We start from the raw sequence: 13960 nt of genomic DNA on the forward strand, positions 1-13960 counted from the left end.
TAGTTAGCCGTTCAGTCCCATTGCAAAAACAAGGTCAATCAGAGGTCATTACGGGAGTAAAATGCTGGTTCCTGTGGTCTTGCGCGCTTCCAGTTCCTCATGCGCCTTGCGGGCATCCTTCAGCGCATAAGTCTGGTTGATTTCGATCTTCACCGCACCGCTGCCCACAACATCAAAAAGTTCGGCTGCGGTCTTTTCAAGATCTGGACGCTTGGCAACATAGTTGAACAGCGTCGGGCGAGTTGCAAAAAGCGAACCCTTCTGCGCCAGCAAACCGAGGTCGAAAGGCGGAATAACGCCCGACGACTGACCGAAACAGGCGAATATGCCAAGCGGCTTGAGGACATCCAGCGAACCCATATAGGTGTCGCGACCGACGGAGTCGTAGACGACATCGACGCCTTCGCCATTGGTCAATTCGCGCACCTTTTCGGCAAAGTTTTCCGTGCGATAATTGATGACATGGTCATAGCCATGCTTTTTCGCAAGCGCGATTTTTTCTGGCGATCCGGCGGTACCGATAACCGTTGCGCCAAGATGCTTGGCCCACTGCCCTGCGATCAAGCCGACACCGCCAGCTGCCGCATGGAAAAGGATTGTCTGACCGGCTTCAACGCGAAAGGTGCGACGCAGCAGATATTGCGCGGTCATGCCCTTCAGCATCATGGAGGCGGCAGTCTTGAGATCGATGCTGTCCGGCACAATCACCAGACGGTCGGCAGGCAGGATGCGCTCGTCCGCATAGGAGCCCGGTGTTGCCACATAGGCAACGCGATCGCCGATTTTCACATTTTCAACGCCTGCGCCAATGGCAATAACCGTGCCTGCGCCTTCATTGCCGGGCGTAAACGGCATTTGTGCCGCCTTGTAGAGACCCGTGCGGAAATAAACGTCGATGAAATTAAGCCCGACAGCCTCGTGACGAACCTTCGCTTCACCCGGCCCTGGCTCTCCAATTTCAATCTGTTCATAGTTCAGAACTTCAGGCCCGCCGGTCTGATGAACGCGAATGGCATTGATCATCATACGTCTCCGCTCTTTTTTGCAGCTGCAGCTTTCTCGGCCTCAATAACGGCGGCGGTGCGCCCGAGACCGGGGAAGAACTGCATGATTGCGCCTATGAAATAGATATAGAGCCCGGTGACGGAAATGCCCACGCGAACCCAAAGCGGCGCATCCAGCGTGTAATAGAGCGCGATAGCACCAAAGGCGCACCAGAGCAGAAACATCGTGAGATTGATTGCGCGCAACCGCACAACGCGCACCGGATGCAGGAAGTTGATCGGCAGGAACGACAGGATCGCCGAAGCAACCACAGTGCCGAATGCCACCCATTCTCCCGGCCTGACGATGAACAAAGTGAAAACCACCATATTCCAGACCACCGGGAAGCCCTTGAAGAAGTTCTCCTTCGTCTTCATGCCGGTATCGGCATAGTAGATCGCGCTCGATACGACGATGATCGCACCGGATATGAAGGAGAGGTTCGTCCCCATGAAGCCGCTTTGATAAAGCGCAAAGGCCGGTATCAGAACGTAGGTGACGTAATCGATGATATTGTCGAGCAGTTCACCCGACCAGTTGGGCAGAACATATTTGACTTCGAGCTTGCGCGCGATGGGACCATCGATACCATCCACGAACAGCGCGAGGCCAAGCCACCACCACATCGCGGTATATCGCCCGTCGCTTGCCGCGACGATCGACAGAAACGCCAGAAAAGACCCGGATGCCGTCAACAGATGGACCGAGAACGCCTTGGCTTGAGGCGCGGTGACTTTCTTGGCTTTGAGTTTTCCGGTCAGTTTGGTTTTCACGCTGTCCGCCATTCCGTTTTGTCGCCGCGCAATTTCCGCAGAAGATACAGCGATTTTATTTCAATCTTACTCTGGGCTCACCTTGGGCTCATCGGGGCATGTACACCAAACAAACTGACGCCCCAACCGTTCTGTTGGATCGTAAGGCGATCTATCCCAGAAAAGCCGTGTTCTTGCTGGAAGCTTTCCCCGAATAAGCTCCAAAGAGCAAGTAAGGCGTGAGGCAAATCAGCCTTAATTCCACGGAAGAATGGCCTTTGCCTGCATTTCGGTCTAAGTGCTGCTTAAGAACGGCCCGGAAGAATCATCTCCATATCTCCACTTCTGGCCGATACGTCCCGACGAAGGATGAAGCGAAATGAACGATCTGGTTGCGAACAAGCCGATGACTGACATCGTGATCAGCGGCGGCGGCCCTGCCGGCATGATGGCAGCGCTGGCGCTTGGCGCGAAAGGCTATCGCACCGTTCTTCTCGGCCCCGAAACAGATAAAGGCGACCGCCGCACGACGGCGCTGATGATGCCCGCCATCCGTTTTCTCGAGCAGATTGGCGTCTGGTCGTCCATTGAGCCTGAAGCGGCACCCCTTGCTTCCATGCGCATTGTCGACGCGACCCAGCGCCTTGTCCGCAGCCCCACAGTCACATTCCGTGCCGGTGAAATCGGCGAAGATGCATTCGGCTATAATATTCCAAACGCTGTGCTGAATGCGAAACTCGCCGAAGCCGTCGCCGAAAGCGCCAATATCGAGCGCAATACGGTATCTGCTATCGAATATCGCCCCAATGGCGATCATGTAACGGTTACACTGACGGGCGGTGATACGCTCCATGCCCGGCTACTGGTCGCTGCTGATGGGCGCAATTCCGGCGCACGCGAAGCCGCAGGCATTCGCGCACGACGCTGGAACTACCCGCAGACCGCCGTTGTCTTGTCCTTTGCCCATACTATCGGCCACGAAAACATCTCTACAGAGTTTCACACCGAGCATGGCCCGTTCACGCAGGTTCCTCTGAAAGGCAAGCGTTCGAGCCTTGTCTGGGTGGTTAACCCGGAACGCGCCGAAGCCCTGCTCGCGCTGGATGATCAGGCTCTTGCCGCACAGGTCGAGGAAATGATGCAATCGATGCTCGGGCAGATCGAGATTGATGTCCGTCCGCAAGCCTGGCCGTTGTCCGGTCTGGTGCCGAGCGCATTTGCGGCGAAACGGACCATCCTGATCGGCGAAGCGGCGCATGTTTTCCCGCCCATTGGCGCGCAAGGCCTCAATCTTGGCACGCGCGACGTGGAAACATTGGTCAAAGCCATCGAGAGCGATCCTGTCGATCCGGGCTCGGATCGTGTGATCCGCGCTTATGACCGGGCACGCCGGCCAGACATTCTTGCTCGTACCGGATCAGTTGACGCGCTCAACCGCTCGCTTCTTTCGCCCATGCTGCCTGCACAGATTGCGCGTGGTGTCGGGCTGGAAATGCTGCGTTCCTTCGCGCCATTGCGTTCATTCTTCATGCGGGAAGGCCTGCGTCCGGGCAGTGGTTTCACCCACTTTCTCCCAAAACTCCCCAAGCTGGCAGACCGTCAAAGCGACACGGCACGCAAATAACAGCTTCCTTTCAAAAACTTCATATTGCACGCCCGCTTTAATTTGGCGGGCAGTGAACTACATAACGTCTCATGGGTATGACACAGATAAAACACGCGAAGTTCCAAATCGGCCAGGTTGTAAAACACCGGCTGTTCCCGTTCAGGGGCGTTATCTTCGACGTGGATCCTGAATTTGCGAATACGGAAGAATGGTATGAGTCGATACCTGAGGACGCGCGTCCTCAGCGCGATCAGCCCTTCTATCATCTCTTCGCCGAAAATGCGGAATCCGAATATGTAGCCTATGTCTCCGAGCAGAATTTACTGCCCGATGTCAGCGGCGAACCTTTGCGTCATCCGCAGATCGATGAGATTTTCGACCGGCTCGACAATGGCACCTACCGCGTGAAATCGCAGCATTCCAACTGAATTCGCGTCGTTTCCTAAAGCGACAGTTCAAAGAAAAAGGGCGCTAAAAGCGCCCTTTTGTCATTGCCTTGGTTCTGCCGATTAGTTGGCAGCGCCCTTGGCCTTGTCCTGCTCAGCCTTCATCTTGGCTTCGAAATCTTTTTGCTTCTTCTGGACGGCGTCCTGAAGTTCCTTCTGGCGGTCTTCCAGTTCCGACTGCTTCAGTGCAGGACCCGTAAGAGCCTGCGAGAAACCAGTGAGAGCGACCGGGATCGGGTTCGGCTTGTTCTGATAGTTGACAGAGGTCAGCGTCAGCTTGCTGCCCTTCTGAAGAGCCTTGACCAGATCGTCGTTCAGCGGTGCTTCCGCAATGCAGCGATCCGGGAAGCAGATGCCGTATTCAAGCTTTACCGCTTTGTTGTTGTCGATCTGCATGCCAACGCCAGCCGGAATCAGGCGGCCGATCGGCACGGTGACCTGGAAGATCTTGCGATTGATCTTGCCCTTGATCTCGATGAGGTTAACAGCCGTCAGCAACTGGCCGGAATCGGCAGTGACAATGTTCTGCGTGTTGCAGATGTCGTTGTCTTCCTGCTTCGAGCAGACCTTGAACCAACCCTGCGGCGGCTGCTGGGCCGATGCTGGCATCGTTGCGGAGGCAAGCAAGGCGAACGCGCCAGCGATGGCCGATGTGGCAGCGATTGTCTTCGTGCTGGACATGATCAACAGGTTCCTTTCAACGCTCTGATCTTTAGTTCCCGTATTCTGGCTTAGTCAGCGATAGACCGTCACTGGTTTGAAAATGCGGCAACAGCGTGACCTTAAGGACTCTCCATCCTATTCCGGGGCGGTGTTACAACGACTACGAACACGAATCCAGACCAGTTTCCATTCGGAAGGCTCCGAATCTCGCAAAATCACCATTTTCATTTGTACTGTCACGTTGGGAACACGCCCAAAATGCCCATATATTGCAGGATCATGGTAATTTCGCCCAACGAATCAATGCTATTTCGTATTTCCTTAAAAACAAGCGCATCACGCTTACTTACAATGGACGAATGAAGTTGAACGGATTGATCGCTCTTTTGCGCAGAAAATTCCTGCCGACAATTTCTGAGGGGCTCAAATTAGGGCTTCTGGCGGCTTTCGCTGTCACGACGACGGGAATCGCCGTGCGCGCGGCAGGGACCGAAACAGCAACGACGCCCGATTATGCCCTTTCCATGCATGGGGACGTGGCGCTTCCCGCCGATTTCAAGAATTTTCCCTATGCCAATCCCGATGCACCCAAGGGCGGTAAGCTCACCATGGGCGTTGTCGGCACTTTCGACAGCCTCAATCCCTTTGTGCTGAAAAGCATGCGCACGACCGCGCGTGGACTATTCACCGATGGCGACTTCGGCAGTCTGGTCTATGAGACCCTCATGCAGCGTTCGCGTGACGAGCCTTTCACGCTCTACCCACTGCTCGCCGAAAAAGTCGCTATTGATCCCGCGCGGTCATGGGTGGAATTTACCCTTGATCCCAAGGCGAAATGGTCCGACGGACAGCCGGTGACGGTAGACGATATTATTTTCACCTACCAGATTCTCACCGAAAAGGGCCGCCCTCCATTCAACAATCGGATGAGTCGGATCGACAAAATCGAGAAGACCGGCGAACGCTCGGTACGATTTAACTTCAACGACAAATCGGATCGCGAGTTTCCGATGCTGATCGCGTCGGTCATGCCGGTTCTTCCAAAACATGCCGTCGACCCCGCCACCTTTGGCAATTCGACGTTGAAGCCGCCTGTCGGCAGCGGCCCCTATCTGGTGTCCGGCGTGCAACCCGGCCAGCGTATCATCTACAATCGCAATCCGGACTATTGGGGCAAGGATATTCCATCCAAGCGCGGCACGGACAATTTCGACACGCTGACCATCGAATATTATCGCAACGAAACCTCCCTGTTCGAATCCTTCAAGAAGGGGTTGCTCGACGTTTTCATTGAGGGCAATCCGACGCGCTGGGAAAAATCCTATGATTTTCCGGCTGTACAGCAAGGCAAAGTCATCAAGGAAAGTTTTGAAAAGGGCACACCCGCAAACATGCTGGGTTTCGTGTTCAATACGCGTCGCCCGATCTTCGCTGACCGCCGTGTGCGTCAGGCGCTGGGATTGCTGTTCGATTTTGAATGGGCGAACCGCAATCTTTTCGCGGGCCAGTACAAGCGCACCCAGAGCTTCTGGGAAGGTTCCGACCTTTCTTCAGTCGGTAAGCCTGCCGATGCACGTGAAAAGGAACTGCTCGCTCCCTATCCCAATGCGGTGCGTGAAGATGTTATGAACGGCACATGGCATGTACCCGTTACTGACGGCAGCGGCCACGACCGTGCGCCTGCCAAACAGGCTTATGATCTTCTGATGGAAGCCGGTTTTCAGTTCCATAACGGGCTGGCCGTCGATTCCACAGGAAAGCCGCTGCAATTCGAAATCATGACGCGCTCGGCGGATGAGGAGAAGATTGGGCTTGCCTATAAGCGCAATCTTGCTCGCCTCGGCATCACGGTGGAAATCCGTACAGCTGACGATGCGCAATATCAGCAACGGCTCCAGACCTTCGATTACGACATGATCCTGGGCGCTCTTTCCAGTTCGCTGTCGCCCGGCAACGAGCAGTGGATGCGCTGGGGTTCGGCCTCGCGCGATGCTCAAGGCAGCTTCAATTATCCTGGCGTTGCTGATCCCGCAGTCGATGCGATGATTGATGCGATGCTCGCTGCACGGAGCCGCGCCGATTTTGTCAGCGCCGTGCGTGCACTCGACCGGATACTGCTATCGGGCGATTATTACATTCCCCTCTACCATCTGCCTTACCAGTGGGTGGCGCGGTGGGACCGGATCGGCCATCCGGAGAAAACCTCGCTTTACGGTTATCAATTGCCGACCTGGTGGCGCTCCCAGCCTTAACTTCTCTTTGATAAGACCGTAATTCGCCCTAAATCCACGTCCTATATAATGCGATATTGATGCGGGAGGCTCAGCCTCCCGCAACCACACGGAGCATCCCATGAGCGAAAACACGAGTGAAAAGAAAATCACCATCGACGTTGTGTCCGATGTCGTCTGCCCATGGTGCTTTCTCGGGCGCAAGCGGCTTGAAAACGCCCTCGCCATGCTGCCCGAAGTAGAAGCGGAAATTCGCTGGCGTCCGTTTCAGCTTGACCCGACACTCCCGCCGCAAGGCAAGGATCGTGGTGCCTATATGCGCGAGAAATTCGGCAACGGTTCGAAGATCGATGATATTCATAAGCAGCTGACCGAATTGGGCGATGAAAACGGCATTGTCTTCGATTTCGAGGCGATCACCCGTGCACCCAACACGCTCGACGCGCACCGCGTCATCCACTGGGCTGCACAGGCCGCTCCCGATACGCAGAACAAACTCGTCGGCACATTGTTCTCGCTCTATTTCGAACAAGGACAGGATATTGGCGACCATGAGGTGCTGGTCGATGCGGCGGCAAGCGTCGGTATGGATGCAGCCGTTGTCGCCCGCCTTTTGGAAAGCGACGCCGACAAAGCAACGATCCGCGAGGAAATCGACACCGCCAACCGTATCGGCGTGCGCGGCGTGCCCTGCTTCATCATCGATCAGAAATATGCCGTTATGGGCGCACAAAACGCCGACGTTCTGGCCGACGCCATCCGCCAGACGGCGGAAGGCTTCGAACCGGGGATTTCTGAAGATCGCTAGTCTGATTTTGGCGGCGGAATTGAGCGCATCCCGAAAAGTGTGAAACGGTTTTCGGACAAGATGCGCGTTAAAACAAAAGATTAGAGCGCCGATCTGATTCTATCAGATCGAAACGCGCTTTAGCCCGCCGCGATTTTCGCCAACTGTGTCATGATGACAGCCGAGCCGTTGAGGCGTTTTTCCGGCGTCGCCCAATCGCGAATGAACACAATGCTCTGATCCGGCCTGATCTTGGCCATAGAGCCCTGTTCGCCGATCATTTTCACCAGACCGACCGGGTTGTTGAACGTCGCGTGACGGAACTGGATGACGACGCCCTTCGGACCAGCATCCAGCTTTTCGACATTGGCGCGACGGCAGAGCGCCTTGATATAGACGATCTTGAGCAGATGCTGCACTTCCTCCGGCATCGGGCCGAAGCGGTCGATGAGTTCTGCGCCAAATGCGTCGATATCCTGCGGCTCTTCCAGATCGGCAAGACGGCGATAAAGGCCGAGGCGCAATTGCAGGTCCGGCACATAGGCTTCGGGGATCATAACCGCCGTGCCAATGGCGATCTGTGGCGACCACTGGCTGTCTTCCACTTCGCCGGAACCCTTGAGCGTCGCAACGGCTTCTTCCAGCATCTGCTGGTAAAGCTCGAAACCGACTTCCTTGATATGGCCAGACTGTTCCTCGCCCAAGAGATTACCCGCACCGCGAATATCCATGTCGTGGCTGGCAAGCTGGAAGCCTGCGCCAAGCGTATCCAGCGATTGCAGCACTTTCAGGCGACGTTCCGCCATCTGCGTCAGCATCTTGCCTGCCGGAAGCGTGAAGAGTGCGAAAGCGCGCTGCTTGGAGCGCCCGACACGACCTCGCAGCTGATAGAGCTGCGCCAGTCCGAACATGTCGGCGCGATGCACGATCATGGTGTTCGCGGTCGGAATATCGAGGCCGGATTCCACGATGGTCGTGGAAAGCAGCACGTCGTATTGACCATCATAGAAAGCGTTCATGATGTCATCGAGAACGCCCGGCGCCATCTGGCCATGCGCAACGGCGACTTTCAGTTCCGGCACATGTTCCTTCAGGAATTCCTCGATGTCGCCCAAATCGGAAATACGCGGACAGACATAAAAGCTCTGACCACCGCGATAGCGCTCACGCAGCAAAGTTTCACGAATGACGAGCGGATCGAACGGAGAAACGAAGGTGCGCACCGCCATGCGATCCACCGGCGGCGTGGTGATGAGCGAGAGTTCGCGCACGCCGGTCAGCGCAAGCTGCAAGGTGCGCGGGATTGGCGTTGCCGACAGGGTCAGCACATGCACATCGGATTTTAGCTCCTTGAGCCGTTCCTTGTGCTTGACGCCGAAATGCTGCTCCTCATCGATGATGAGCAGGCCGAGATTCTTGAACTTGATCGAATTGCCGAGCAGCGCGTGGGTGCCGACAACGATATCAACCGTGCCCTCTTCCAGACCTTTTTTGGTCGCAGCCAGTTCCTTCGCGCCAACCAGCCGCGAGGCATGGGCAACGGTGATCGGCAGGCCATGAAAGCGCTTGGAGAAGGTTTTGAAATGCTGGCGTGACAACAGCGTCGTCGGTACCACGACCGCGACCTGAACGCCGTTGAGCGCCGCGATGAAGGCAGCGCGCAACGCAACTTCCGTCTTGCCAAAACCGACATCGCCGCAGATCAGTCGATCCATCGGCTTGCCCGCGGCAAGATCGTCAGCCACCGCCTCGATGGCGGTCATCTGGTCTTCGGTCTCGTCATAGGGGAAGCGGGCAGAGAATTCCGCATAAAGCCCATCCGGCGGCGTCATCACCGGCGCGCCACGCATCTGACGCTCGGCGGCTATCTGGATCAGATGGCCCGCAATCTCAAGCAGTCGCTTCTTGAGCTTGGCCTTGCGCATCTGCCATGCGCCACCGCCAAGCTTGTCGAGAACCGCGTCGGAACCTTCCGACCCGTAGCGCGAGAGAAGCTCGATATTTTCGACCGGCAGGAACAGCCGGTCATCGCCCGCATAGTGAAGTTCAAGACAATCATGCGGTGCGCCCGCTGCGGTGATGGTCTTGAGGTCGATGAAACGACCGATACCGTGATCGACGTGGACGACAATATCGCCAGCCGTCAGCGAAGCCACTTCCGAGATGAAGTCCTGATCGCGCTTGCGACGCTTGGACCGGCGGATAAGACGGTCGCCGAGAATATCCTGTTCGGCAACGACCGCGAGATCACCGGCATCGAAGCCGCTTTCAACGGCCAGCACCGCTGCGGTTACCTTGTCACGCGACAGCGCCTTGACGGTTGAAAGCCGGTCAACCGTCTCGATCTTTTCCAGCCCGTGCTCGTCGAGAACCTGCAACAGTCGGTCGAGCGAGCCTTCCGTCCAGGCAGCAACCAGCACTTTCTTGCCGGAGGCTCGGAGATCAGCAATGTGCTTCACCGCCGCTTCAAACAGGTTCACATCAGTTGCTGCACGCTCCTCGGCAAAGTTGCGGCCCTTATGCGCATCGGCATGAACAATGGTGCGGTTCGATACTTCCGGCGCGCCAAAGGGTGTGAGGTCGATGCGAAGCCCGCTTGCCTGCACCGCATCCTCGACCGCCTGCGGCGTGAGATAGAGGGTTTCCGGCTTGACCGGCTTATAGGGAACGGCATCGCTGCCGGCTTCCTTGCCTTCAGCCTGACGCAGCCGGGCCTCGTAGTGGTCCACCACCATAGTGTGGCGCTCAGTCAGCGCTTCATGCACCAGATGATCGAATACCACCGGCATGCCGCCCGCATGGTCGAAAACCGTTTCCAGATGATCGTAAAACAGTGGCAGCCAGTGTTCCATACCGGCAAAACGGCGGCCTTCGCTGATCGCCTGATAGAGCGCATCGTCACGCTGCGGCGCGCCGAACATCGCCACATAATTCTTGCGGAAACGGCTGATCATATCCGGTGAGAGCGTGATTTCGCTCATCGGCTGCAGCACGAATTCCTTGCGTGTGCCCGTCGTGCGCTGCGAAGCGGGATCGAAAGCGCGGATCGTTTCCAGCGTATCGCCGAAGAAATCGAGGCGCAGAGGTTCTTCCGCGCCCGGCGCATAAAGATCGAGAATACCGCCACGAACGGCAAATTCGCCGATATCGCGGACGGTCGACACACGCTCGAAACCGTTGCGTTCCAGCCGCGACGCAAGGTCATTCATGTCAAGCTGGTTGCCCGGACGAGCCGAAATTACCTGCTCCGCAATTGCCGCCTGTGGCGGCAGTTTTTGCAGCACGGCATTGGCCGTAGTCAGCACGATGGCCGGATGCGGTGTTTTCTTGAGCGCCGCCAGAGCGCCGAGCGCGGTCAACCTGCGCGCCGATGCGTCGGCACCGGGCGATACGCGATCATAGGGCAAGCAGTCCCATGCGGGCAGATGCAGCACCGGCAGATCCGGCGCGACAAAGTTCAAGACCTGCTCAAGGTCAGCAATGCGCTGCCCGTCGCGCACGATATACATGATAGGCCCGCGTTCGCCGATCTCATCCACCAGACGCGCGAGACAGAACGCCTCAAAGCCATCGGCAACACCATCAATGACGATGCGGCGTCCAGCTTTCGTATCCGTATTGGGCTTGAGACCAAATTTGCTGAAAACGGGCATGGATTTTTTAAAACTCTATGCGGTCACGGAAAGCGACGATATCGCGGAAAAGCGGGGTGTCATGTTCTGCCGGGATAGGGCTTTCACCCGTCACCCATTTGAGAAGATCACGATCCAGCACTTCCAGAATCTGTTCGAACTCATCGAGCTGGGGATCGGTGAAGCTCACAATATACTCATCCGCATATTGGCCCAGAATCAAATCCATCTCGCGCATGCCGCGATGCCAGGCGCGAAACAAAAGCTTGCGACGCCGTACATCCAGATTTCCCGTCGCAAGTGTGCTGCCAGTCATGTCGGAACTGCTCCATTTATCAAAATCGCTGCCGGTATATAGCATCTGGGACAGAACAGGGAACCTGTTTATGAGACAAGAACAAAAAGAGCACGAAAAGATGATGGCGCAGGCTTGCACCTGACAGCGAAGCAGTTAATGCTCGCCGCCATGCGCCCATCCATGCTCGATCCGTTTTTCGCTTCCGTCCGTTCGCTTTCCGGCATTGGCCCGAAAGTTGCGGTTTTGCTTGGTAAACTTCTGGGCACCGATGTGCCCGGCGCGGAACCGAAAGTCGGGCAGCTTCTGTTCCTGCCGCCAAACAGCGTTATCGACCGGCGCAATCGCCCCGGCATTGCGCTTGCTCAGGAAGGTACCATCGTCACGCTGGAAGTGGTGGTCGATCAACACCAGCCAGCACCGCCCGGCAGAGGCAATGTCCCGCATCGCGTCTTTGCCCACGACGATACCGGGGAAATTGCGCTGACTTTCTTCCATGCGCAATTGCCGTGGCTGCACAAGATGCTGCCCGAAGGCGAAACCGTCATCGTGTCCGGCAAGGTGGAATGGTTCAACGGGCGCGCCTCCATGGTGCATCCCGACTATATTGCGAGCCTCGAAGATGCCGCCAATCTGCCGATGGTCGAGCCGGTCTACCCGCTGACGGCTGGCCTGTCGCCAAAAACGCTGGCGCGCGCCATCAAGGAAGCGCTGACGCGTGTTCCACCGCTGCCCGAATGGATAGACGGCCCCTTGCTGGCGCGTGAACGCTTTCCGAGTTTTCAGGACGCGCTCAACACTTTGCACCTACCGGAAGACCCCTCCGACATTGCGCTTGAAGGCATTACGCGGCGCAGGCTGGCTTATGATGAATTTCTGGCCGGTCAGCTTGCCCTTGCCCTCGTGCGTGCCAAAACACGCCGACTGTCCGGTCGTCCGCTGGAAGGCACAGGCCGTATCGTAGCCGAGATCATGCGCCACCTGCCCTATAGCTTGACCAAGGGACAGGATCAGGCCGTTCACGAAATCATCGCGGACCTCAAATCACCCGAGCGCATGTTACGGCTTTTACAGGGTGATGTCGGCTCCGGCAAAACGGTGGTGGGTCTGCTGTCTATGGCACATGCCGCAGAATCCGGCGGTCAATCCGCCCTGATGGCCCCAACCGAAGTGCTCGCTCGCCAGCATTTTGCAACCATTGCACCACTCGCCGAGAAAGCCGGGCTGAAAGCTGCCCTGCTGACGGGCCGCGAGAAAGGTCGCGACCGGAACGCTGTGCTGGAAGGCTTGAAGAGCGGCGAGGTCGACATCGTTATCGGCACGCATGCGTTGTTTCAGGAAAAGGTCGAGTATCACGACCTCGTTCTGGTCATTATCGATGAGCAGCATCGCTTTGGCGTGCATCAACGCCTGATGCTGACGGCAAAGGGCTCCGCCCCCGATATGCTGGTGATGACGGCGACACCGATCCCGCGCACGCTGGTTCTGACCGCTTTCGGCGACATGGACGTATCAAAGCTGACCGAAAAGCCCGCCGGACGCCAGCCCATCACCACGGCAATCCTGCCAATGGAGCGCATGGGTGAACTGGTGGAGCGCATCCGCAAAGCGGTGCAGGAAGGCCAGAAGATTTATTGGATCTGCCCGCTGGTTGAAGAATCCGAGGTCGTTGAACTGACATCGGCGGAAGAGCGTTTCGAAAGCCTCAAATCCGTCTTCGGCGACCGGATTGGCCTTATTCATGGCCGTATGAACGGCGCGGAAAAAGATGAAGCCATGCGCGCCTTCAAGCAAGGCGAAACGCGGCTTCTAGTTGCCACCACCGTCATTGAAGTTGGCGTGGACGTGCCCGACGCGACCATCATCGTGATCGAACACGCCGAACGGTTCGGGCTATCGCAGTTGCATCAGTTGCGCGGGCGTGTGGGGCGCGGCGACAAGCCATCGACCTGCCTCCTGCTCTACAAGGGACCGCTGGGCGAAATCGGTCAGGCGCGACTGAAGGTTATGCGCGAGACGGAAGACGGTTTCCGCATCGCCGAAGAAGATCTGAAACTGCGCGGCGAAGGCGAGTTGCTCGGCACGCGCCAATCCGGTACGCCGGGCTTCCGTCTGGCTTCCATCGAAGCGCATGGCGATCTACTGGAAATCGCCCGCAAGGACGCGCGTTATGTTCTGACCAGCGATCCCGATCTGGAATCCGAACGCGGACAGGCATTGCGCGTGTTGCTCTATCTCTTCGGGCGCGATGAGGCGATAAGGCTGCTGAGAGCTGGATAACAAAATGGCCGCTCACGCGGCCATTTCAATTACTTTATAAAGCGAGTTCGATAACGAGCTGATTTTATTCAACCGTGACCGATTTTGCCAGATTGCGCGGCTGATCGACATCCGTGCCCATCAGGACAGCGGTGTGATAGGCCAGCATCTGGATCGGCAGGGCGTAGACCAGCGGCGTGATGAATTCCGGCACGTCCGGGAGGACGATGGTCGCCATCGTATCG

At 56.9% G+C, this 13960-nt stretch carries 10 protein-coding genes; 5 read left to right on the top strand and 5 right to left on the bottom strand.

The genetic code is table 11. The annotated features are described in order from the left end of the window. Positions 1-48: 48 nt before the first annotated feature. The gene (locus tag ACTJKP_RS16365) at positions 49-1023 is read right to left on the bottom strand and encodes a quinone oxidoreductase family protein (protein WP_440631409.1); all 975 of its coding nucleotides are present in this window, start codon (positions 1021-1023) and stop codon (positions 49-51) included. After that, positions 1023-1829 carry a phosphatidylcholine synthase gene (gene pcsA, locus ACTJKP_RS16370; RefSeq protein ID WP_440631410.1) on the bottom strand — a complete coding sequence of 269 codons (807 nt, stop codon included), beginning with the start codon at positions 1827-1829 and terminating at the stop codon, positions 1023-1025. The genes ACTJKP_RS16365 and pcsA overlap by 1 nt, the downstream gene beginning before the upstream one ends. 346 nt (positions 1830-2175) lie before the next feature. On the opposite strand from pcsA, the gene ACTJKP_RS16375 reads away from it, so the two are divergent. Beyond that, the gene (locus ACTJKP_RS16375; RefSeq protein WP_440631411.1) at positions 2176-3420 is read left to right on the top strand and encodes a UbiH/UbiF family hydroxylase; all 1245 of its coding nucleotides are present in this window, start codon (positions 2176-2178) and stop codon (positions 3418-3420) included. 71 nt (positions 3421-3491) lie between these two features. Next, positions 3492-3830 (top strand): heat shock protein HspQ, encoded by a 339-nt coding sequence (gene hspQ, locus ACTJKP_RS16380; protein ID WP_078340348.1) that lies wholly within the window; start codon positions 3492-3494, stop codon positions 3828-3830. Positions 3831-3911: 81 nt separating this feature from the next. Here the strand turns inward: hspQ and ACTJKP_RS16385 are convergent, their stop codons facing one another. Continuing rightward, on the bottom strand, positions 3912-4529 hold the full coding sequence (locus ACTJKP_RS16385; RefSeq protein WP_440631412.1) for an invasion associated locus B family protein: 618 nt from the start codon (positions 4527-4529) through the stop codon (positions 3912-3914). A 341-nt stretch (positions 4530-4870) separates the two neighbouring features. On the opposite strand from ACTJKP_RS16385, the gene ACTJKP_RS16390 reads away from it, so the two are divergent. Together ACTJKP_RS16390 and ACTJKP_RS16395 are read left to right on the top strand one after the other, a co-directional pair. Next, positions 4871-6763 carry an extracellular solute-binding protein gene (locus ACTJKP_RS16390; protein WP_440631413.1) on the top strand — a complete coding sequence of 631 codons (1893 nt, stop codon included), beginning with the start codon at positions 4871-4873 and terminating at the stop codon, positions 6761-6763. Positions 6764-6863: 100 nt separating this feature from the next. Next, the gene (locus tag ACTJKP_RS16395; RefSeq protein ID WP_440631414.1) at positions 6864-7550 is read left to right on the top strand and encodes a DsbA family oxidoreductase; all 687 of its coding nucleotides are present in this window, start codon (positions 6864-6866) and stop codon (positions 7548-7550) included. Positions 7551-7669: 119 nt separating this feature from the next. Here the strand turns inward: ACTJKP_RS16395 and mfd are convergent, their stop codons facing one another. Next, entirely contained in the window at positions 7670-11182 is a 3513-nt protein-coding gene (gene mfd / locus ACTJKP_RS16400; RefSeq protein WP_440631415.1) for a transcription-repair coupling factor, read from the bottom strand. A gap of 7 nt (positions 11183-11189) precedes the next feature. Continuing rightward, positions 11190-11477: an FAD assembly factor SdhE gene (locus ACTJKP_RS16405; RefSeq protein WP_105544293.1), complete on the bottom strand. Its 288-nt coding sequence runs from the start codon at positions 11475-11477 to the stop codon at positions 11190-11192. 138 nt (positions 11478-11615) lie between these two features. Here ACTJKP_RS16405 and recG point away from each other — a divergent pair, with 138 nt between their 5' ends. Then, positions 11616-13736, top strand: coding sequence for an ATP-dependent DNA helicase RecG (gene recG, locus ACTJKP_RS16410; protein ID WP_440631416.1), 2121 nt, complete (start codon positions 11616-11618; stop codon positions 13734-13736). Positions 13737-13960: the final 224 nt, after the last annotated feature.

This window comes from Brucella sp. 22210 (assembly GCF_052045675.1).
In the GTDB taxonomy this organism is placed as follows: Bacteria; Pseudomonadota; Alphaproteobacteria; order Rhizobiales; family Rhizobiaceae; genus Brucella.

Coding starts and splice junctions, on each gene's coding strand:
- mfd (WP_440631415.1), bottom strand. CDS start 11,182: ATGCCCGTTTTCAGCAAATTTGGTCTCAAGCCCAATACGGATACGAAA.
- ACTJKP_RS16375 (WP_440631411.1), top strand. CDS start 2,176: ATGAACGATCTGGTTGCGAACAAGCCGATGACTGACATCGTGATCAGC.
- ACTJKP_RS16405 (WP_105544293.1), bottom strand. CDS start 11,477: ATGACTGGCAGCACACTTGCGACGGGAAATCTGGATGTACGGCGTCGC.
- ACTJKP_RS16385 (WP_440631412.1), bottom strand. CDS start 4,529: ATGTCCAGCACGAAGACAATCGCTGCCACATCGGCCATCGCTGGCGCG.
- hspQ (WP_078340348.1), top strand. CDS start 3,492: ATGGGTATGACACAGATAAAACACGCGAAGTTCCAAATCGGCCAGGTT.
- recG (WP_440631416.1), top strand. CDS start 11,616: ATGCTCGCCGCCATGCGCCCATCCATGCTCGATCCGTTTTTCGCTTCC.
- ACTJKP_RS16395 (WP_440631414.1), top strand. CDS start 6,864: ATGAGCGAAAACACGAGTGAAAAGAAAATCACCATCGACGTTGTGTCC.
- pcsA (WP_440631410.1), bottom strand. CDS start 1,829: ATGGCGGACAGCGTGAAAACCAAACTGACCGGAAAACTCAAAGCCAAG.
- ACTJKP_RS16390 (WP_440631413.1), top strand. CDS start 4,871: ATGAAGTTGAACGGATTGATCGCTCTTTTGCGCAGAAAATTCCTGCCG.
- ACTJKP_RS16365 (WP_440631409.1), bottom strand. CDS start 1,023: ATGATCAATGCCATTCGCGTTCATCAGACCGGCGGGCCTGAAGTTCTG.